The organism is Anaerospora hongkongensis, from assembly GCF_004339805.1.
Classification (GTDB): domain Bacteria; phylum Bacillota; class Negativicutes; order Sporomusales; family DSM-15969; genus Anaerospora; species Anaerospora hongkongensis.
Window position 1 is genome coordinate 148,450 of sequence record NZ_SLUI01000010.1, and the last position, 19,976, is coordinate 168,425.

At 43.2% G+C, this 19,976-nt stretch carries 22 protein-coding genes; 11 read left to right on the top strand and 11 right to left on the bottom strand.

Annotated features, from left to right (window positions below):
- The first annotated feature begins 59 nt into the window (after nucleotides 1-59).
- The 10 genes from EV210_RS15490 to EV210_RS15535 all read left to right on the top strand — a co-directional run bounded on the left by EV210_RS15490 (nucleotide 60) and on the right by EV210_RS15535 (nucleotide 9,556).
- On the top strand, nucleotides 60-1,013 hold the full coding sequence (locus EV210_RS15490; RefSeq protein ID WP_132082256.1) for an AAA family ATPase: 954 nt from the start codon (nucleotides 60-62) through the stop codon (nucleotides 1,011-1,013).
- Nucleotides 1,010-1,612 carry a GTPase domain-containing protein gene (locus tag EV210_RS15495; protein WP_132082257.1) on the top strand — a complete coding sequence of 201 codons (603 nt, stop codon included), beginning with the start codon at nucleotides 1,010-1,012 and terminating at the stop codon, nucleotides 1,610-1,612. The genes EV210_RS15490 and EV210_RS15495 overlap by 4 nt, the downstream gene beginning before the upstream one ends.
- On the top strand, nucleotides 1,593-2,186 hold the full coding sequence (locus EV210_RS15500; RefSeq protein WP_132082258.1) for a hypothetical protein: 594 nt from the start codon (nucleotides 1,593-1,595) through the stop codon (nucleotides 2,184-2,186). Before EV210_RS15495 ends, EV210_RS15500 begins: the two co-directional genes overlap by 20 nt.
- Nucleotides 2,179-2,391: a hypothetical protein gene (locus EV210_RS15505; RefSeq protein ID WP_132082259.1), complete on the top strand. Its 213-nt coding sequence runs from the start codon at nucleotides 2,179-2,181 to the stop codon at nucleotides 2,389-2,391. Before EV210_RS15500 ends, EV210_RS15505 begins: the two co-directional genes overlap by 8 nt.
- Before the next feature lie 57 nt (nucleotides 2,392-2,448).
- The gene (locus EV210_RS15510) at nucleotides 2,449-2,760 is read left to right on the top strand and encodes a hypothetical protein (RefSeq protein ID WP_132082260.1); all 312 of its coding nucleotides are present in this window, start codon (nucleotides 2,449-2,451) and stop codon (nucleotides 2,758-2,760) included.
- An 89-nt stretch (nucleotides 2,761-2,849) separates the two neighbouring features.
- Entirely contained in the window at nucleotides 2,850-4,646 is a 1,797-nt protein-coding gene (hflX, locus tag EV210_RS15515) for a GTPase HflX (protein ID WP_132082261.1), read from the top strand.
- A 47-nt stretch (nucleotides 4,647-4,693) separates the two neighbouring features.
- Nucleotides 4,694-5,896, top strand: a complete 1,203-nt coding sequence (locus tag EV210_RS15520; protein WP_376746806.1) for a methionine gamma-lyase family protein — start codon at nucleotides 4,694-4,696, stop codon at nucleotides 5,894-5,896.
- Between the two features lie 101 nt (nucleotides 5,897-5,997).
- Nucleotides 5,998-7,272 (top strand): tetratricopeptide repeat protein, encoded by a 1,275-nt coding sequence (locus EV210_RS15525; RefSeq protein WP_132082263.1) that lies wholly within the window; start codon nucleotides 5,998-6,000, stop codon nucleotides 7,270-7,272.
- A 30-nt stretch (nucleotides 7,273-7,302) separates the two neighbouring features.
- Complete coding sequence (locus EV210_RS15530; protein ID WP_132082264.1) at nucleotides 7,303-8,109, top strand: PRC-barrel domain-containing protein; 807 nt, start codon at nucleotides 7,303-7,305, stop codon at nucleotides 8,107-8,109.
- Between the two features lie 73 nt (nucleotides 8,110-8,182).
- A complete protein-coding gene (locus EV210_RS15535) occupies nucleotides 8,183-9,556 on the top strand; it encodes a VanW family protein (protein WP_132082265.1) in 1,374 nt (457 codons plus the stop codon).
- Between the two features lie 78 nt (nucleotides 9,557-9,634).
- Here the strand turns inward: EV210_RS15535 and lexA are convergent, their stop codons facing one another.
- Nucleotides 9,635-10,249 (bottom strand): transcriptional repressor LexA, encoded by a 615-nt coding sequence (gene lexA, locus EV210_RS15540; protein WP_132082266.1) that lies wholly within the window; start codon nucleotides 10,247-10,249, stop codon nucleotides 9,635-9,637.
- A gap of 168 nt (nucleotides 10,250-10,417) precedes the next feature.
- Here lexA and yneA point away from each other — a divergent pair, with 168 nt between their 5' ends.
- Nucleotides 10,418-10,720 carry a cell division suppressor protein YneA gene (gene yneA, locus EV210_RS15545; protein ID WP_132082267.1) on the top strand — a complete coding sequence of 101 codons (303 nt, stop codon included), beginning with the start codon at nucleotides 10,418-10,420 and terminating at the stop codon, nucleotides 10,718-10,720.
- Between the two features lie 77 nt (nucleotides 10,721-10,797).
- On the opposite strand, the gene EV210_RS15550 is transcribed toward yneA, so the two are convergent.
- From EV210_RS15550 to EV210_RS15595, 10 genes are all read right to left on the bottom strand, one after another.
- Nucleotides 10,798-11,781, bottom strand: a complete 984-nt coding sequence (locus tag EV210_RS15550; protein WP_243650580.1) for a site-specific integrase — start codon at nucleotides 11,779-11,781, stop codon at nucleotides 10,798-10,800.
- Between the two features lie 197 nt (nucleotides 11,782-11,978).
- The gene (locus EV210_RS15555; protein WP_132082268.1) at nucleotides 11,979-12,983 is read right to left on the bottom strand and encodes a chymotrypsin family serine protease; all 1,005 of its coding nucleotides are present in this window, start codon (nucleotides 12,981-12,983) and stop codon (nucleotides 11,979-11,981) included.
- Nucleotides 12,984-13,025: 42 nt separating this feature from the next.
- Nucleotides 13,026-13,952 (bottom strand): patatin-like phospholipase family protein, encoded by a 927-nt coding sequence (locus tag EV210_RS15560; protein WP_132082269.1) that lies wholly within the window; start codon nucleotides 13,950-13,952, stop codon nucleotides 13,026-13,028.
- Nucleotides 13,953-14,073: 121 nt separating this feature from the next.
- Entirely contained in the window at nucleotides 14,074-14,784 is a 711-nt protein-coding gene (locus EV210_RS15565; protein WP_132082270.1) for a class I SAM-dependent methyltransferase, read from the bottom strand.
- Nucleotides 14,785-14,841: 57 nt separating this feature from the next.
- On the bottom strand, nucleotides 14,842-16,317 hold the full coding sequence (locus tag EV210_RS15570; protein WP_132082271.1) for a GGDEF domain-containing protein: 1,476 nt from the start codon (nucleotides 16,315-16,317) through the stop codon (nucleotides 14,842-14,844).
- Between the two features lie 135 nt (nucleotides 16,318-16,452).
- Nucleotides 16,453-16,989: a 2-oxoacid:acceptor oxidoreductase family protein gene (locus EV210_RS15575; RefSeq protein ID WP_132082272.1), complete on the bottom strand. Its 537-nt coding sequence runs from the start codon at nucleotides 16,987-16,989 to the stop codon at nucleotides 16,453-16,455.
- A complete protein-coding gene (locus EV210_RS15580) occupies nucleotides 16,986-17,738 on the bottom strand; it encodes a thiamine pyrophosphate-dependent enzyme (RefSeq protein ID WP_132082273.1) in 753 nt (250 codons plus the stop codon). The genes EV210_RS15575 and EV210_RS15580 overlap by 4 nt, the downstream gene beginning before the upstream one ends.
- Before the next feature lies 1 nt (nucleotide 17,739).
- Nucleotides 17,740-18,807 (bottom strand): 3-methyl-2-oxobutanoate dehydrogenase subunit VorB, encoded by a 1,068-nt coding sequence (locus EV210_RS15585; protein ID WP_132082274.1) that lies wholly within the window; start codon nucleotides 18,805-18,807, stop codon nucleotides 17,740-17,742.
- Nucleotides 18,808-18,828: 21 nt separating this feature from the next.
- Nucleotides 18,829-19,032: a 4Fe-4S dicluster domain-containing protein gene (locus EV210_RS15590; RefSeq protein ID WP_132082275.1), complete on the bottom strand. Its 204-nt coding sequence runs from the start codon at nucleotides 19,030-19,032 to the stop codon at nucleotides 18,829-18,831.
- A 42-nt stretch (nucleotides 19,033-19,074) separates the two neighbouring features.
- On the bottom strand, nucleotides 19,075-19,842 hold the full coding sequence (locus EV210_RS15595) for an IclR family transcriptional regulator (RefSeq protein WP_132082276.1): 768 nt from the start codon (nucleotides 19,840-19,842) through the stop codon (nucleotides 19,075-19,077).
- Between the last annotated feature and the right edge of the window lie 134 nt (nucleotides 19,843-19,976).

Sequence of the window (19,976 nt, forward strand, 5' to 3'; positions counted from 1 at the left end):
CTTTAGACACTCGAGCATATACTATATATCACCGATGACACTGAGGCGAGGTGATGGAAATGACAACAGTATGGCCTCAAGATGTATTATCAGCAATGGCTGATGGTGCAATAACTCCTGTTGAAGCCTTTCGAAAATTGAGGGAAATGGACATGAAAGTAAAATCCGGTACAACCAGCACGGCCAATACTCCTCAACAGAGACTTGAAGATATCTTCCGTGAATTAGACGGGTTAATCGGACTAACAGAAGTAAAAAGCTTAGTTCGCGAAATACATGCATTCATTGAAATACAAAAACGCAGACAAAGAGAACAGTTAATCGCAGATCCTATGGTTTTACATATGATTTTCAAGGGGAATCCGGGTACCGGGAAAACTACAGTTGCCCGGATTATTGGTAAAGTATTTCGCGAAATGGGTGTTTTAAACCGAGGGCATCTAATAGAAGTGGAAAGAGCGGATATTGTCGGTGAGTATATTGGTCATACTGCACAAAAAACACGGGAGCAGTTAAAAAAAGCGCAAGGCGGAATTTTATTTATCGATGAAGCGTATTCACTTGCCCGGGGCGGGGAAAAGGATTTTGGCAAAGAGGCAATCGACTGTCTAGTGAAAGCGATGGAAGACAAAAAGGATGATTTCATTCTCATATTAGCAGGCTATCAGCAGGAAATGGAAGCATTCCTGCAAACAAATCCAGGGCTGCGTTCAAGGCTCCCTATCCATATTCATTTTGCCGATTACAGCCAGAATGAGTTAATGAAAATTGCTGAAAAGATGTGCCTGCAACGACAATATCAGCTAAGTGATGAAGCAAAACTTTTCCTTCTGAAGCGCTTGCAGTCGCCGAAAGAACAGGCAGATAATCATTTTGGTAACGCCCGGACTGTGAGAAATATGATCGAAAAGGCAATACGCAAGCAAGCAGTCCGGTTAATAGCAAAATCGCATATAACAAGGGAAGAGCTAATGTTATTGGAGATTGCTGATTTTGCGGAGGTGAAGACATGAAAGAGTGCGTCATAGTTGGCTATCCCAATTCTGGCAAAACTCTGTTTGCACTGAATTTTGCCTGTTTTCTTGGCAGCAAATCAGTTGACATTACTGCTCGCAGTTATGATGGGCTGCTGACCTGCCGTCACTTATCGATAGCCGATGCCAAAAATGAATTATGCAGCATGGCCTTGCATAAAACGCGCCTCTTACAGTCTATGGTCCTTAAAATGCCGATTGGTAAAGCAACGGTAATGTTTAAATTAACAGATACATGCGGAATATCCGAACAAATTCACAGCGATCAAACTATTCGTTGTGCAATGGCGCAAACGCTGGGCCTGGTACGCTGTGCAGACTTCATTTTACATATTATTGATTTATCCCGCATGCGCAAGAATGAAGTGCAGGATCAGCAAATTGATCAGGAAATCTATCAATATGGAATTGCTCGTCAAAATTATATTATGCTGGCTAATAAAACTGATTTGCCAATGGTTAAGGAAAATATCACCCGATTGTCCGCCGAATTTCCGCATGCTCAGGTTATTCCAATTTCAGCATTGTATAGTGATGGCTTTAAAGAGGTGAAAGCGTATGTGGCTCGCAATATTTGACTTTATCTGCATTGTTGCGGCGGTAGCCTGCTGTGCTATTGCTGTAAAGCTTGCTGACGATTACCTGGATCAGGAGCAGGATCGTTTGGCCGGACAGGCGAATTGGACGAATATATTGGGACCTGGCACCATGTTTTATGCGATATTTTTTCTTAGCATTGCTGCCGCAATCAATAGCAATATCAGTCTTTCCTTATTCTTTGCCAGTTATATTATCGGAATGTTTAATGATTTTCAGAGTCGTTTTCCACTAGGACTGACAGGCTGGCAAGAATCCTTGCTGACGCTATTCATCAGTCTGCTCTTATTAGGCTGGGAAATCACAGTGTTTTCGCTGGCCCTGGTATTCGCAGTGCAGCTTATCGATGATTGTATTGATATAAATGTTGATTCCCACAGCGGCCAGCGTAATTATGCCTGCCGTTTAGGCTGTGTAGAGTGTGTTTTAACAGCTGTATGTGCCTTGCTCTTTGCCTGGTGGCTGAATGAAGCGCTGTTTTTCCCTGTAGTGACAGGCATCGTGCTGGCTTATGCCGGATTATTGCGATTCACCGTGGTGAACAATCATGTTTGAGTTGCTGGTTCTGGTATTATTGGCATTCTTTGCCGGCTATATAATCGGCAAGAAGAACGGCCGCATCCTGGGAGAACAAGAATTCCGCACCGCTTATCCGCTTACTTTGCGTCAGCAATCGTATGAAAAAGGATATTGCTTGTTGTGCCGGGAAACTGTCTCACAGTCGAAGGACGGCAAGGAGATAAAACAACGTAACGTATAGGAATAGATAGGGAATAAAAGCAGAACCTCCTTCTCATAATAAACTCCGAGGAGGAATATGATGCAGCTATCCCGCACGCAAAGAAGAGAGTCCGCCTGTAAAAGGGTGCGTCGTAAGTTCATGTTGTCTCTGGCTGGCCTGATATGGGGAGTATTTTTGTACTGGGCGTGGTATTTTCCCGGTCCCCTGATTTTTACGTTAGCCGGTATGTTTACTTTTTTTCAGTTCCTTATGCTTAACGTTTATAAGATACGTTCTTACCTTCCTGGTCTTTCTGCTTCCAGCCGCTGGCTGAAGACGTCAACAATTGTTGTCTATGTCCTGATGTTTATTTTATTAATGAGCGAACTTAGCAGTCTGGAGAGATAGATAAGACTTGGTAAAAAAACCAAGTCTTATCTCTATTGGCAGGATTTTGGACAAGATAAATCAAATTAAATAAGACGAGGTGAGCGAAAATGGCCGAAATTTATGGAGATACTAAAGGATTAAAAAAAAGCTACATTGCGCAGCTTGAAGCAATTTATGAACAGCAAATTCCTTTTGGACAAACGATAACAGATGAACTAACTACTATATTAGCCAGATTAACAGAAGATAGTAAACGAGAAATCGCCTTATACATAAATAGAAGGGGACAAATTACCCATGTGGCAATTGGCGATCTTCGTACAGTAAGTCTTCCAGATGCAGAAGGACGCCGAGCAAATTCACGGCTATGCGGCATTCGCTGCATACATACACACCCCGGCGGCGACAGTCAGCTTAGCAGTTTAGATGTGGCGTCATTAAAAGAGCTGCGCTTTGATTTGATGGCCGCCATTGGTGTTCAAGATGGCAAGCCGACTCAAGTCAGTTTTGGATTTATTAACGGAACAAATAAAAGTGACTATATTGTACAAACTGTTGGTCCATTAACGGTGGATGACTTCTTACGCATTGATCTTGTTTATTTAACAGCTGAGATTGAGCGTCAACTTGACGACCAAGCCCAGACTGACGAGCTGGTTTCCATTGAGAGAGCTTTTCTCGTAGGCGTGGAGCGACAAGGAGCCTGGGATGTACAGGATTCACTCCGGGAGTTAAAGCAGCTGGCTGAAACAGCAGGCGCTCTTGTAACAGGCATGACCTGGCAAAAGCGAGATAAACCAGATGCTGCTTTATTTATCGGAAAAGGGAAAGTAGAGGAAATTAATCATCTACGTCAGGAGCAACGAGCCAGTATCGTCATTTTCGATGATGAATTATCACCAGCGCAGCAGCGAAATCTGGAACATGAGCTGGGCTGTAAGATTGTCGACCGGACAGCCTTAATTCTTGATATATTTGCACAGCGGGCCCGCAGTCATGAAGGTAAATTGCAAGTCGAACTAGCTCAGCTGCGGTATAATTTGCCCCGCTTAGGCGGCCAGGGATTGGTACTATCCCGGCTTGGCGGCGGAATAGGCACAAGAGGGCCGGGAGAAACAAAATTAGAAGTTGACAGACGCCGGATTCGCTCCCGGATCAGTGATATTGAACAAGAAATTGAATCCATTCGAAAACAGCGTATTCTGCAGCGAAAAAGACGTATCAACAGTCGAATTCCTACGGTCGCGCTTGTAGGCTATACAAATGCAGGAAAGTCGACCTTATTAAATGCGCTAACCGCAGCTGGCGTACTGGCGGAAAATAAGTTATTTGCCACATTAGATCCGACTACGCGTCGAATAACGTTGCCGAATTCACAAGAGATGCTCTTAACAGATACTGTCGGTTTTATTCAAAAACTTCCCCATCAGCTTATTGCCGCTTTCCGGGCTACATTGGAAGAGGTGCTGGAAGCAGACTTAATTTTACATATTGTCGATGCAAGTCATACACGCTTCCAGGAGCAAATGAAAGCAGTTCATGATGTGCTCCGTAAGCTTGGTGCTGATAATAAACTGACACTGACCGTTTACAATAAAATGGATACCGCCCAGAATCCACTTGTTACAGAGCAGCTTCAGTCCGACGCCGCAAGTGTCGGTATATCCGCGTTATCTGGACACGGGTTGCCGGAACTGCTCGACTTGATTCAGCAGACTCTCCGTCAATCAAAAGTTGACATAGAACTGGTAATACCCTATAATGACACAGGTATAATTTCACAACTTTATGACATCGGGGAAGTTCACAATACGGAATATCGTGAAACAGGTATTTATATCACGTTATCTGCCGCTCCGGAAATGATTACCCGGTTTAGTTGTTACTTCACAGGAGATGAGTAAAAGTGAACGATTTTTCTTCCGCGCTTCTAGCGTACCGTGAGCAGGCAATGCGGCAATCCGAACCTTATTTCGCGATTGTCGACCAAATTTCTGAACATAACACCCAACGACTCCTACATGTTTTTCGTGAATTACAAGTATCGGATTATCATTTTCGCAGCACCAGCGGCTACGGCTATGGTGATGCCGGCAGAGATAAATTGGATGAGGTCTGGGCAAAGCTTTGTGGGGCGGAGAAGGCATTAGTTCGCAGCCATTTTGTTTCCGGTACACATGCTCTGGCCTCCGTACTTTTTGGTATTTTAAGACCGGGAGACGAGCTGTTGGCTGTCACCGGTGCTCCTTATGACACTATGCAGACAGTCATAGGTTCTGCTAGTCCTTCAGTAGGATCACTTACAGAATACGGGATTCATTATAATGAAATTCCCCTGCTGAATGATCAGGTTGATTATGATGCTATTAAGCAGGCCATTAGCGACCAAACCAAATTAGTCTTAATACAGCGTTCACGGGGCTATAGTATGCGTCCGCCTCTGCAAATTGCTGAAATTGCTGAATTATGTGCTTTTATTAAACAAATTAAACCAGACTGCATTTGCTTTGTTGATAACTGCTACGGTGAGTTTGTTGATACAAAGGAACCAACGGCAGTAGGGGCTGACATTATGGCAGGCTCCTTAATTAAAAATCCCGGCGGGGGAATTGCACCAGCCGGCGGCTATGTTGCAGGACGGGCTGATTTGGTTGAACTGGCAGCCTGCCGCTTGACTGCACCGGGTATTGGCAGCCATGTAGGTGCAACGCTTAGTGACAATCGGCTATTCTTTCAAGGATTATTTTTAGCACCACATATTGTAGCACAATCCATCAAAGGGGCTATTTTCGCCGCTGCTCTGTTTTCCTTGATGGGGTACGAAACAACACCGGCTTTTGATGAAAAACGCAGTGATATTATCCAAGCCATTCAATTAGATTCTGCGGAAAAAATGATTGCATTTTGCCAGGGCCTGCAGAGTTACTCCCCAGTAGATGCTTTTGTGCGTCCTGAACCAAGTGCTATGCCCGGATACTCTGATGCCGTGATAATGGCTGGGGGTACTTTTGTGCAAGGTTCATCAATTGAGCTTAGTGCCGATGGTCCGCTGCGACCGCCGTATAGTATTTATCTCCAGGGGGGATTAACCTTTGAACACGCTGTGCTTGGCGTGATGGGAGCAGCTTCGGCAATTCTCGATAAAAAAGTATAATTTTCTTTACATATTTATTATGACGCCTTTTATTCGACAGGAAAATAATTAATCTTGTCGAATGAGATAACGTATCTAAAAACCATGTTTGGTGGGATTGTGTGGAATATACACTAATTACAACTTTCGCAATAGTGATTACCACGCTGTTTGTGCACCAACTAGCTAATCGCATTCTAGGCATTCGCTTGGGAATCAAACCACTGGCACTATGTGGTATCTGCTCACTATTTCTTAGTCTTGTTCTTCCACGAATTATTGTTGGGTTTGCCGGATTAGCCGGAACGATTGGCGTGCTGGCTGTTTTTGCCATTATATTTGCTTATTTTGTTGCTTATTACGAAGATGCGCAAACGGATGAACCTGCACCACAAGCGGCGCCATCTTTTTCAACCCTTGTGGAAGACATAGGCTTTACCCCTGGAAAACCGGATGCTATACCTTTGCCATTTGCGACCCAGCTAGTTACTGAGGAACCTGTAGCTATTGAAGAGCCGGTTGCTGAAGAACCTGTAGCTATTGAAGAGCTGGTTGCTGAAGAACCTGTGGCTGTTGAAGCGCTGGTTGCTGAAGAACCTGTGGCTGCTCAAGAGCCGGTTGCTGAAGAATCTGTGGCTGTTGAAGAGTTGGTTGCTGAAGAACCTGTAGCTATTGAAGAGCTGGTTGCTGAAGAACCTGTGGCTGCTCAAGAGCTGGTTGCTGAAGAACCTGTGGCTGTTGAAGAGACGGTTACTGAAGAACCTGTAGCTATTGAAGAGCTGATTACTGAAGAACCTGTGACTGTTGAAGAGCTGGTTGCTGAAGAACCTGTGGCTGTTGAAGAGCTGGTTGCTGAAGAACCTGTGGCTGCTCAAGAGCCGGTTGCTGAAGAATCTGTGGCTGCTCAAGAGCTGGATATTTATCGTGAAAATTATCATAATGTAACAGAGGTTGCTGGTACCATGACTCAACGAATGTCTAATCCCTTCGAACCGGTCTTACCGGTTGCACAGGATTTAGATTCCCTGCTTGATTATGCATTTTTGCATAAAGAAAATAAGGCTTATGAAGAAGCGCTGGCAGCATTCCGCTACATATTGCAGCTTTTTCCGGAAGATGCAGCTGCCCCATTTGTTTTGATTGAAATTGGCAATATCCTGAAACAATTAGGCGCCTATGATGATGCTATCCAAGTATTTGTTGATGGAAGAGCTAATGTAGCCGTACATGCTGATTATCAATTTGAACAGGAATTTATCAATACCATTGCCTATTTACGAATTATTAAAAATGCCTTGATTCATCATCGTCTTGGACTCATTCCTTATCATAAAATCCCAGCTAATATATTGGACGAAATTAATGCCGAATTTCGCGAGTGGCGTAATTTAATATAGTTAAAAATTAATAGGGGGTTATGAATTTATATGAAAAAAAGCACTGATATTCTTGGATTACCGGTCATTAGCATAATGGAAGGCAAGGAGCTAGGTAATGTTAAAAGCCTGGTGATAAACCCAAATGGCGGTATTGTAACCGCCCTGGTTAGAGACGAAGTTAAATGGTACCTTGAGGCCAAATTACTCCCTTTTTCAGCAATTACCGGTATTGGCGAATATGCTGTAACAATTGAGGATAGCAGTGCAGTGGCATCTATTTCAACTGCTCCTGAATTTGAGAAATTGCTAGCTGCTGATATAAAAGTAATTGGCACTAAAATTTTGACCAAAAGCGGCCGTATTCACGGCAAAGTAACGGAAATTCTTATTGATGATGCTGGGCAAATTACTGCCTGTGAAATAGAAGACGTAGCAGGACAGCCAGCTGAGATTTCTGCCCAACGCATTCTTACCTATGGTAAAGATGTACTGATCATAAAAGAAAATACCGATGAGCAGGCACCTTTAGCTGCAGCTACTGTTGCTCAGCCCATAGCCGAACCTGCACCAGTAGCAGTACCTGAGCCCGTAGCTGCACCAGTCTCGACCCCGGCAGCAACAGAAGCACCGGTTGAAGTACCTGCTGCGCCGGCTGCTCCGAATGAAGCTAGCTCAGAAGCAGCCCGGAAATTTGACGATAAGCACCGCAAATATCTTTTAGGCAAAAAAGCTAACCGTCGCATTGAAACAGATAACGGAATGGTTATCATTGAGCAAGGTGGAGAAATTACAGAAGAAGTCCTTCAGAAAGCAAAGCTGGCAGGAAAATTTGTTGAGTTATCAATGAGCATTTAGTCTAATAAGTAAAAGCCCCCTTGCTAATGGGGGCTTTATTCTTAGCAGTGGAATACAGATCGGAGTGTAAGAAATGTCTGCAACAACTACGCGCAGAACGAATTTAATATTGTTTTTAGGACTAATTATTATATTTAGCATTATCAGTTTTGTTGCAGCTAATACCGCATTCATCGTCGCAAATGAAATTTATAGTGGCGTTACCGTAGCAGATATTCCAGTTGGCGGCCTTTCAGTAAACGAGGCGGAACAAAAAATCCGCGAAAAAATCGTTTCTAAAATGTCACAGCCAATTGAACTCAAATATAAAGACAAATCATGGTCCATTTCAGCCGACGAAATCAGTTTATCAATAGATGCATCATCGCTTGCTCAAGAGGCCTATAAAGTAGGCCGAAATGGCAATATGTTTCACCAGTTGCAAGAGCGTTACTTAACTGTAAATCGTGGCTTTACTATACCAATAACAGTTGCCTACGACGCTACTAAGCTGGAGTCGATCCTTCAGATCATTGCTCAGTCGCTGGATAGAAATGCTCGCAATGCGACTGTCGCCTACAGTGGTGTAGATGTTTCTATTGTGCCGGAAGTGACTGGTAGAAGACTTTCCCTTCCTAAAACGATTGAAACTGTAACTGCCCAGTTTAATAATGAATTAAATTTTTCTATACCCTTAGTGGTAGAGGAAATTACTCCCACTGTTTTTGCTGCTGATTTAGAGTCTATTGATAGTTTGCTTGCTTCTTACAGCACACAGTTTGATGCGTTTAATGCAAACCGTACTGAAAATATTTCACTGGCAGCTCGTAGTATTAACGGTATGCTTGTCAAACAAGGCGAAATCTTTTCTTTTAACCGTAATGTAGGCCCTCGTCTTGCCGAATATGGTTATAAGGAAGCCCCAGTATTTATTGAAGGTAAGATTGTACCTGATTGGGGCGGTGGTGTTTGTCAGGTGAGCAGCACCTTGTACAATGCCGTATTACTGGCCGATATGGTTATTGAAGAAAGAACCTCGCATTTTTATCCGCCAGGCTATGTACCAATTGGTCAAGATGCAACAGTTGCTGATAATTTACTGGATTTTCAATTTAAAAATTCCTCTGAAGGGAATATATATATTAAAAGTGAGGTTAGTGGCAATCAGTTAACTATTTACATCCTGGGGAAACGCCTGGAGCACCGTCCCGATATTCAAGTAGTTGCGACGGATACGAAGGTACTTGAACCCAGAACGATTATTAAGCAAGATTCCACGCTCGACCTGGGTACACAGATTACCGAGGTGGAAGGGCAGAAGGGCTTTCAAGTTACCACATACCGTATAAAAAAAGCAAATGATAATAAGGAAATTAGTCGTGAATTACTGGCAAATGATGAATTTAAACCAGTCGATAAAGTCATCCGCGTTGGAATAAAGGCATTACCCAAGCAAAATGCCAAATAGAATAGAGAATCATAGCCTCACAAAAAGCAAAAAAGCAACAGCCGTGAAACGGTTGTTGCTTTTTTGCGGGTTTACTGTCTATAATAGACGAAAAACTCCGATCACTTTTCCTAAGATTGTAACATCACGGCTGAAAATGGGTTCATAAGCGGGATTTTCCGGCTGCAGCCGGATCCGGTCGTGCTCTTTATAAAAACGCTTTACGGTAGCTTCTTCATCAATCATGGCAACGATAATATCGCCATTATTAGCTGAACGCTGAACGCGGACGATAATCAGATCGCCGTCTAAAATTCCGGCATTTATCATACTATCACCTTGAACGGTAAGCATGAATGTTTCCGCTTCGCCAACTAATTCGGTAGGGAGGGGGTAGGTTTCTTCAATATTTTCTATTGCTAAGATAGGCTGCCCCGCTGTCACTTTCCCGATCAGCGGTATAGGAGTAAGGCTTTTTTGCCGCCAGGGAGCTTCATCGAGTACGTCGATTGCTCTAGGCTTAGTCGGATCCCGTTTTATAAAGCCCAGCTCTTCTAATTTTGCCAAATGGCCATGAACAGTTGAACTGGAACTTAGACCAACTGCTTCACCGATCTCCCTGACGGAAGGCGGGTAGCCTTTGGAACGCAGAGTATCCTTAATATGTTTTAAAATTTGCTTCTGACGATTATTTATCAAACATTCTTTATTCACAGGAATCCACTCCTAATCAACGGATAAAACTCATAACCTATTATACCAATTTATGCATAAAAACGCAAACACTCGTTCGAAAAATAGTCATAAATCGCTTGACCAGAACATATGTACTATGTTATGATAAATCCAAGAGAGCGAACAAGTGTTCAGGGGTGTTGATGAATGTTGAATAAATTTACTTTTATATTCTTCCTCGTACTATTAGCCACATCAGTGGTCGATGTTTTTACTGACTTTAATGAAGAAGCTGTAGTTCACTATAAAACGGTTGTTGTCGAAAAAGGCGATACCATCTGGAATATCGCCGCGAAACATACTACACAGCAGGAAGATATTCGGAACGTAATTGCGGTGATAAAGCAAGCGAATCATTTAGATCAGTCTGTCCAAATATATCCGGGACAAACTTTACGCATTCCAGTCGCCGATATTTCCGGCTGGGCAAGCATTAGACAGAAAGAGTAAGTAAGGTCCGATAATAAATATTATGTATACTTGTTTTAAGAAAATGCCTGTCGCCTAGAATGGCGACAGGCATTTTCTTAAAACATTTTATTTAGAGCATTATTTTTAAACAAATTACCTTGCTCAATATATCTGCGAACCATTTTTTCCGATTTATGCCTGGTTTGCTGCATAATCGTGCGTTCGTCCACATCATGTTGAGCTGCACTGGTTGCAAAACCACGCCTTAAGCTGTGACCGGCAAAGTCATCAGCATTTCGTCCCACAAGAGCAGCATATTTTTTTACAATCAGCGCTACCGATTTATCTGTCAGGCGCTGTGGTCGAACTTGCTTGTACTTATTTAGAGGCCGGAAGAGGGCACCTGTTTTAATTTGAGCTGCCGCAATCCATTCCTTTAGCGCAATTACTGCACAAACATCCGAATCGGAATTATAAGGGATGGCGACATATTCGCCTTGACCTTCCTGGTCACCTTTGGATTGATGAACCAGGATAATAACCCCCTCACGGGCAAACGTTAAGTCTTCGAAGTCAATCCGAACCAGCTCCGAGCGGCGAAAGGCTCCCATAAACCCAGTAAGCAGAAGAGCCTTATCACGGATTCCAGCAATATCTGCAGTATCGAAATAGCAGGCTATATCTTGTAAATCCTCAATGAGAAGAGGGGATTTACCTCGCTGGATCGTTCCTTTTTCTCTTTTTATTGCATCTAAGGCATTTCTCACAAGTCCGCCACGGCATGGATTATTTTCTTCACAGCCGGCAGCTTTGTGATTTTCCGAAATCGCGCTCAAACGTCTGGAAACAGTATTGGCTTTGGCATCGTCAGCCAGATCATTAATATAATTGACAATTGTTTCCGGTTCGGCCGGCAGAGCTTGGTGACCATGATGGAAACACCAATCATAAAAATCCAGCCAATCAGCTTCATAAGCACGCAGTGTATTATCGGCTTTGGATTTCTTCATACGGCGTTTGCTTTTTTCCGTTAGCTTTTCATTATTTTCAATAAATTCGTTTTCTCGCAGAAAAAATTGTTTTGTTTTTACCTGCAACACTAAACACCTCACAATGATCTAATTTGATAGTAACCTATTCTAAATCCATTGTCAACTTCCGATAACTATAAATTATCGGAAGTTATAAAAAAGCATTTTTTTGTATGAAATGCGTCCTACAATCCTCTTGAATATTCTCAAAATTCTTTTTTTAGTTAAAATTTAAAAACCAGGAGTTCTTCCTGGTTTTTAAACGACTAGAAGCGAATATTTAAGGCATCGAACACATGATCGATGCGATTCAGCATTGTGACTTTTTCTGAGCCAGCAAATAACAAGCCAACAGCATGATTGTCTTCTGTTAGAATCAATGAGCCGCTATCTCCAGGCACACTCATCGGTCCGGCTAGGATTTGATCAGTAAAGATGCCATACTCTTTATTACCTACGTCTACTCGTACAGTTACGTCGGTTGCTAAGATAAAACTGGAAGTAATTCCACTGCTGCGGCCACTTTTCTTTATCTCCATGCCGATTTCCGGTTCTTTAATGCCGGCTACTTTTCCCAAACCTAAGATCTCGTCTGTAACAACAGCTTCACTCACCGGCCTGGCAACTGCACAGTCTACAACGTTCACTGCATCATTCTCCCGGAGTACTTTTATCTGATAATTAGGCCGGAAAATTGCAATACATTTATTGAGTGTTGTTTCAAATAATTTGGCTATAGGACACTGCGAAGCGGCTACCCGCCGGTTCAATGGTATAAACCGCTCTAAATAACCGATTGTTGCCTCTGCGGGATCGCTACTCCCGTCAATTGAGCCTGGCTGCAAGATTATATCGCCAGCGGCAGCTCTGTCGTCTGTGCCATCAGAACTATTAGCCAGGACATGGTTATTCGATAGAATCAATGTTTCTCCTGTCAGGCGATCTTTTACAATTGCTCCCAAAGTGCCTGCCGAAACTTTATAATGTCCAATACTGATTCCTGGCCGGGCAGGCCGCATCATTCCTGTTCGGTCGTTATACAGTCGAATATCGCCAACTTCAATTACATCGGTCGGACGATTATTAAGCCGCTGGGGAATGATCGAACCACGCAGCAAATTATCTTTTCCAAGCTTTTTTCTCACTAAGACCACAGTCGCTTTTTGCCCGGTGTTTTCTCCCCGTATCCATTTATGTCCCTCGCCAATCCCTATAATATTATCATTTTCTGAAAGCTCCTGAAATAGAGGTGGTATGCCTCGTTTTGCCACTAACAATCCCCTCCTGCTCCCTGGCTTGCCTGTTGCAGATGACTAAGGAAGCAATTTTTTAATTTCATTGATTTTTTCTTTTGTTGCTTTTTCACCACGCTCAATTGCCGTTAGCATATAATTGGAATCTTTCATATCCAAATCATAAACTCCAGGGCGAATTACAACATCTGCATATTGGCTTCCTTTTAAAAGCGTAACTTCACGCCCCATTATCTCGATACACTGCATGAGTATTTCACCAACAGTTTTAATCTCATTATTTGGCTGACCGTCATAGCCTAAATCAACAGCAATCACAATATCTGCTCCCATATGACGCAAAATATCAGTAGGCAGGTTATTCTTCACTGCACCGTCTACCAATGTCATTCCCCGGTATTTCTTAGGAAAAAAAACCCCAGGAATAGATATGCTTGCCCGTACGGCTTCAACAAGTGATGTATTGTGATAATACCGGGCGTTTAGTATATCCCGCCTGCCTGGTATAGGCGTAGTAAAAAATACCGTATCTGCCGAATTAATATCCACTGCTGTAATGGCAAGAGGAATTTTCGTATCCCGTACAGTGCGTTCTTGCCAAAAATTATATAAATATTTTTCGATACGATCCCCTTTAATTAAGCCTGTCGGTAAAACAGACCAAAAGCGGAATTTTCCGCTAAAAAGCCACTTTGCCCCATGTTTGATCAGATCTCCTACGGTAACCTTAAGATCAATTAATTCATTTGTCTTTAAGGCCTGTGCATAATTCACCATTTGTTTTGGCGTATAACCACAAGCGTACATTCCCGCTATAATAGCCCCGGCACTTGTGCCGGATATCATATCAATCGGAATACGTTCACGCGCTAGGGCCGCTAATACACCTATATGAGAGGCGCCTCGCAATCCCCCGCCACTTAAAGCAAGGCCTACTTTTACCGGGCGTCCTTTTTCGTGATTTGTTCCATTGACACGTACAATCATGCAATCACCTCTCACTGACCTCCTATATTATCTTATGAAGATCAGTGCGAAGGGTGAAAAAGACCATCCATGTAATAAACATGGATGGTCTTTTTCACTGATCACGTATGCAGTTACTTTTCTATGTTTTCTTGGCCAGGATAATCATCCGGGGAGCTTCTGCATCATACGGCCGGTAATCAAAGCCACCGTAGGTAGTTTCGATTGACAACCCGGCTTGCGTCAAAATATCCGTCATCTCTGTTAAGGAATAGGCCCGCAAAACAAATTCATATTGCATTTTTTTACCAGTAACTTGATTAATCAGCTGACGTTTCATCGTAACGATGCCCTGGTTTAGTTCCACTTTATAAGAAAGTACATATTCACCACTTGGATGCCGCCAGTAACGATTCAGGTTATTATGTACCATCCATTCCCGATTCAATAAGTCAATTAAAAAAACACCATTTGGTTTTAGCGACTGAGCAACCAGCTGCAATACCCGTGAGTTCTCCTCATCAGTAAAATAGCCAAATGCAGCAAACATATTAATTACGGCATCGAATTGATTGCAATAATCCAGTTCCCGCATATCCCGCTGGCGAAAAGTGACTTCAACACCCTCCTCTTGCGCCTTTTGGCTGGCTATATCGAGAAAATCCTGTGTGGCATCAACACCGGTTAACATATAGTTGCGTTTCGCCAAGGCTATTGCATGACGGCCATAACCACAATATAGATCAAGGATTAAAGAGTGTGACGGAAGATTTAGTACATCAGCAATAAACCGAACTTCCTGTTCGGTTCCAGCCAGTGAATAAGTTTTCCAATCATCAAAAGTTTCATGCATATTGGAATAGACACCACCATTTAAGCAATTGGCATTGCAGAAGAAATTTGTTAAAAATTATAGCGGATTAGTATATCTGCGGTACAAGCATACACAATTACGGGTCGAATGCTTAGCTTGATACAGCGCAGCATCAGCATGATCAACCAGTTCGAGTACCGTAGTAGCATCGGTAGGATAATTAGCAATCCCCAGACTTATCGTAAGACAGTGATTCGGCTGCTTTTCGCGGTTAGCGAACGGATATTGAGCAATGGATTGACGAATACGCTCAGCAATCGACTGTGCTTCTTCAACCGAAGTTTCCGGTAACAGCAGAGCAAACTCCTCACCACCATAGCGCACAGCGAAGTCAACATCCCGGCAGGAGCTTTTAATCAATGCTGCTACTTTGCGTAATGTTTCATCACCTTGCAAATGACCATTAGTATCATTGTATATTTTAAAATGATCAATATCAATCATAATAAGTGACATCATGCGATTATAACGGGTAGCCCGGTTATATTCCCGTTCCAGGATTGTTTGAAAGTGCCGGTAGTTAAACAATCCTGTCATTCCATCCGTTATAGCCTGCACTTCCACTTTACTAACGTGTGTGGCATGATCGATCGTCATGGCGATTTGGCTGGCTAAGGAACGCAGCATGTCCAAATCATAGTCCTGCAGTATTTTTTCCTGCGATGACTCTACGTCCAGAATACCAATTACCCGGTCATCCACAATTAAAGGAACCGCGACTTCACTGACGCCTGAAGCTGCCCCTGATATATAACGCTCATCCTTTGTGACATCAGGCACATAAACTAATTCACGATGAAGTGCAGCATAGCCAGTAATCCCTTTCCCTATGGGTACACAAATTCCTTCCGGATAACCACGATGCGCACGTGCCTTTAATTCTTGCGTATTCTCATCAAGCAACAGGATTGCCGCATTGGTAAAGCCAAGCTCCCGGGTAATACCATCGAGAATCTCTTCCAGCACTTCGTGCTCATTCACCGTTTTTTGGGCAATTGCCGTTATCCGGTAAAGAGCAGCAAGCTTCTTCCGCGCCTGCTCCAAATCCATTAAGTGAAAATCGAGATTGGATATGGCAATGCAAAGCTCTCGATTAACCGATTCATGCTGCTCCGTAAAACAGACAAATTCTTCATCGATCAAAACACTTTCAGTCGTACTGCGGATATAGATAATAACTTTATCTATGTTTGGTTGTGCCGTAAAACGCCATTCCAGGTACTCAGGAAGGCCGTGAGATGTTATATGCTCAAAGCGGTTAATCTCTGCAGAGTTCCGCTCAGTAACGCATTTCTGCCAGTTTTCAATGATTTGATCAGCTCGATCGCCGCCAAAAAGCAAGCGGCTGACTCGAAAGACATTTTGACCAAGCAGATATTGTAGTTTATGCTGTGATTGTTTCGAAATATACACATGCGTAATATTTCCAAGCATATCAGTAGCGATAAAAGCAGAGGGCGTTGTATCAATAGCCATATTCAGCATCGCTGTATAGAGAGATATTTGACTCACCTGAATCGACCACCTAAAGCTTCATTATCTATAATGGATTCGCTATGTGGTAAAGAAATCCTTCATAGGGGAAAAATAAGCCCTTTAATGAAAAAATCCCGGCTGATTAGGCCGGGATTTTTTCATTAAAGAGAGCTATTTCTTTATATTCTTCGCACCTTGACTGAGTGCCTGTTGATTAATGCTCAGCAATTCCGGCTTTTTGGCAAACATTTTGGCAAATGCCTGCAGCACCGAATCGCTGTCCACTGCAGCCGTGGCCTCAAGTAAAGCCCCTAAAACGACCATATTGGCCACTTTTGCATTCCCCAGTTCAGCTGCAATGTCATTTGCGGCAACGTAATAAACGTGAATATCATCACGTTTGGCCTTCCGCTCAATAAGGGAACTATTTATAATTAAAACTCCACCTGGCACAAGTAAGGGTTCAAATTTGTCAAGAGAAGGTAAATTCATCGCAATTACAGCTGTAGGCTCTGATACGATCGGCGCACCAATAGGCTCATCAGAAACAATTACAGAGCAATTGGCCGTTCCGCCCCTCATCTCTGGTCCATACGAAGGAATCCAGGATACTTGTTTATTGGCCAGCATCCCTCCGTAAGTCATCAACTGACCGATGAGCATAACCCCCTGCCCGCCAAAACCTGCCATAACGATTTCATGAATCATTTCGATACCCCCTCAGGAGTCTTAAAAGTTGCCAGCGGATAATAAGGAATCATATGTTTCTCCAGCCACTCGGACGAATCCAATGGAGTCATTCCCCAATTGGTTGGACAGGTTGACAGCACTTCAACTAAAGAAAAACCCTCTCCTTTTTGCTGGAGTTCAAAAGCTTTTTTAATAGCAGCTTTTGCTTTAGCCATATTCGCCGGATTGTTAACGGCAACACGGGCAATAAATTTTGCCCCATCTAATGTAGCCAGCATTTCTGATACGCGAATTGGCAATCCCGCACTGGTTTCGCTTCTGCCATAGGGAGAAGTATTGGTAACTTGCCCCAGCAAACTGGTAGGCGCCATCTGGCCTCCCGTCATTCCATAAATCGCGTTATTAACAAAAATAGTAGTGATTTTCTCGCCTCGTGCCGCTGCATGAACAATTTCGGCACAGCCAATAGCAGCTAAATCTCCATCGCCTTGATAGGTAAAGACCAATGCATCTGGATGAACACGTTTTACGCCTGTAGCAACAGCAGGCGCACGGCCATGAGCAGCCTCAAACATATCGCAGTTAAAGTATTCGTATGCCAAAACAGAACACCCTACCGGTGCAATACCAATCGTTTTATCGCTGGCGTTTAATTCGTCGATGACTTCGGCTACCAGTCGATGAATAATACCGTGATGACATCCTGGACAGTAGTGAAACGAAACATCTTTTAAGGCTTGAGGTCTTTGAAAGATTTTATCAGACACTCTATTTACCTCCTTTACCGGACATGACGTTAAGAATTTGCTCATAGATGGCTTTGGGATTAGGCATCATGCCGCCGGTACGCCCATAAAAATATACTGGTTTGGCCCCATTAACCGCCAAACGGACATCTTCCACCATTTGGCCGGCACTTAGTTCAATAGTAAGAAAGGCCTCGGCTGAACATGCAAGTCTTGCCAAGGGAGCAGACGGGAACGGCCAAAGTGAAATCGGTCTTAACATCCCTACTTTTACACCATCAGCCCGTGCCTTTTCAATTGCTGATCTGGCAATTCGTGATGTGATTCCATAGGCGACGATAATTAATTCTGCATCATCAGTATGTAATTCTTCATAACGGACTTCATTTTCTTCAATCACTGCATATTTCTCTTGCAGCCGTATATTGTGCTTTTCCAGCTGCTCTGGCTGCAAATAAAGCGAGTTAATAATATTAGGCTCTTTACGTCCCCGCATTCCTCCTGCAGCCCAAGGTTTCTCCGGTGGAACAGATGAGCTGGGAGTAAATGCTACCGGTTCCATCATTTGCCCTAAAGCCCCATCCCCCAAAAGCATGACCGGGTTCCGATATTTATCTGCTAAATCAAAGGATAGAATTGTAATATCAACTAATTCTTGTACGGAGTTAGGCGCGAGAACGATATTGCGGTAATCGCCATGTCCACCGCCTTTAGTAGCTTGAAAGTAGTCTCCCTGACCAGGCTGAATACCGCCAAGACCGGGTCCACCGCGCATGATATTGACAATCACACAAGGCAGTTCCGCACCCGCTATATACGAAATTCCCTCTTGCTTGAGACTAATACCTGGACTGGAAGACGATGTCATGGTCCGGGCTCCGGCTCCCGCTGCTCCATATACCATGTTAATGGCAGCAACTTCGCTTTCAGCCTGCACAAATACGCCATCGACTTGCGGCATCCGTTTGGCCATATATTCGGTCAATTCGGTCTGCGGTGTTATTGGATATCCGAAATAATGACGGCAGCCGGCAACAATAGCCGCTTCCCCAATGGCTTCATTCCCCTTCATTAGTACCTTTTCGGACACAGTGATCCCCCCGTTCTGAATTTATTTATGGATTTCAATTACAATATCAGGACATGTTTTTGCGCACAAGGAACAGCCGATGCACTTACTTTCATCCGTACAGGTCGCAGGCTGATATCCTTTGCTGTTAAAGCGAGTGGAAATTTCAATAATTTTTTTGGGGCATGCTTTTGTACATAACGCACACCCTTTACAGCGTTCTTCCGTAAATACAGGTCTTGGCATTGAAACTCCTCCTTTAAACTAATAAAATATAAGGCTTTACTTTTATGATTGTTGCCCGAGACGCTGAGAAATAATGGCCGCCTTTTGTTTTAAAACTGCAAGTATCGGGTCATAACCATTAAAGTTTACTAAAGAGCTGGCACTTGATACCGACAAGGCGGCAACAACCTGATTGGCAGCATTGTAAATAGGGACTGCAAAACAAGTAACGCCCTCGATTGTTTCATCGCAGCCTATCGCATAGGCATCAAGATATACTTTATTCAATTCTGTTTTAACTTCATCGACATCAGTAATTGTAAAAGGAGTGAAAGGAGCCAGCTCTTTCTCCAGGATGGCATCTCTAATTTCTTCGGCGGCAAAAGCCAGCAGGACTTTGCCGACAGCCGTACTATGAAAAGCCAGGCTGAAGTCAAATTTGGGAATAATCAGAAAAGGCCGCTCAGGCTCAACCTTGTCAATAATAATTAATTCCTGTTTTGACAGCACTGCCAGTAAAGCAACTTTTCCTGTCTCATCTGCCAATTGTGTCAAAATCGGTTTTGCTACTGTTCGAATATCAAGCCGCTGAGCAAACAACTCACCAAGCTGCAATAACTTAACACCCAATGCATACCGCCCTGATTCCGTCTGCTGTACAAAGTCCCGTGCCAGCATAGTTTGTAACAAGCTGTGAACCGTACTTTTTTGCACGCCTAACACCTTTGCCAGTTCCGTTATCCCCAGTTCACGTGAAGATTTACCTAATAAATTTAAGATTTCCAAGGCGCGGTCTACTGCAGCTACCGTATATTGTACTTGTTTATCCAATAACTTATCACCTACCGTTTCCACTGACCGAACATCGTTCTTGTTCTTGTTATCAATATATTCTAAAATTTGTTAAAAAATCCTGCTTTTTAGCAGAAATATATTAATGAATACAAAATACCCCGCGCTTTCGC

Excerpts from the sequence above, each read along its gene's own strand:
- EV210_RS15560 (WP_132082269.1), bottom strand. The coding sequence starts at position 13,952 with ATGATTGTACGTGTCAATGGAACAAATCACGAAAAAGGACGCCCGGTA.
- yneA (WP_132082267.1), top strand. The coding sequence starts at position 10,418 with ATGTTGAATAAATTTACTTTTATATTCTTCCTCGTACTATTAGCCACA.
- EV210_RS15590 (WP_132082275.1), bottom strand. The coding sequence starts at position 19,032 with ATGCCAAGACCTGTATTTACGGAAGAACGCTGTAAAGGGTGTGCGTTA.
- EV210_RS15505 (WP_132082259.1), top strand. The coding sequence starts at position 2,179 with ATGTTTGAGTTGCTGGTTCTGGTATTATTGGCATTCTTTGCCGGCTAT.
- EV210_RS15535 (WP_132082265.1), top strand. The coding sequence starts at position 8,183 with ATGTCTGCAACAACTACGCGCAGAACGAATTTAATATTGTTTTTAGGA.
- EV210_RS15520 (WP_376746806.1), top strand. The coding sequence starts at position 4,694 with ATGCGGCAATCCGAACCTTATTTCGCGATTGTCGACCAAATTTCTGAA.
- EV210_RS15575 (WP_132082272.1), bottom strand. The coding sequence starts at position 16,989 with ATGATTCATGAAATCGTTATGGCAGGTTTTGGCGGGCAGGGGGTTATG.
- EV210_RS15495 (WP_132082257.1), top strand. The coding sequence starts at position 1,010 with ATGAAAGAGTGCGTCATAGTTGGCTATCCCAATTCTGGCAAAACTCTG.
- EV210_RS15500 (WP_132082258.1), top strand. The coding sequence starts at position 1,593 with ATGTGGCTCGCAATATTTGACTTTATCTGCATTGTTGCGGCGGTAGCC.
- EV210_RS15530 (WP_132082264.1), top strand. The coding sequence starts at position 7,303 with ATGAAAAAAAGCACTGATATTCTTGGATTACCGGTCATTAGCATAATG.
- EV210_RS15565 (WP_132082270.1), bottom strand. The coding sequence starts at position 14,784 with ATGCATGAAACTTTTGATGATTGGAAAACTTATTCACTGGCTGGAACC.
- EV210_RS15510 (WP_132082260.1), top strand. The coding sequence starts at position 2,449 with ATGATGCAGCTATCCCGCACGCAAAGAAGAGAGTCCGCCTGTAAAAGG.
- hflX (WP_132082261.1), top strand. The coding sequence starts at position 2,850 with ATGGCCGAAATTTATGGAGATACTAAAGGATTAAAAAAAAGCTACATT.
- EV210_RS15490 (WP_132082256.1), top strand. The coding sequence starts at position 60 with ATGACAACAGTATGGCCTCAAGATGTATTATCAGCAATGGCTGATGGT.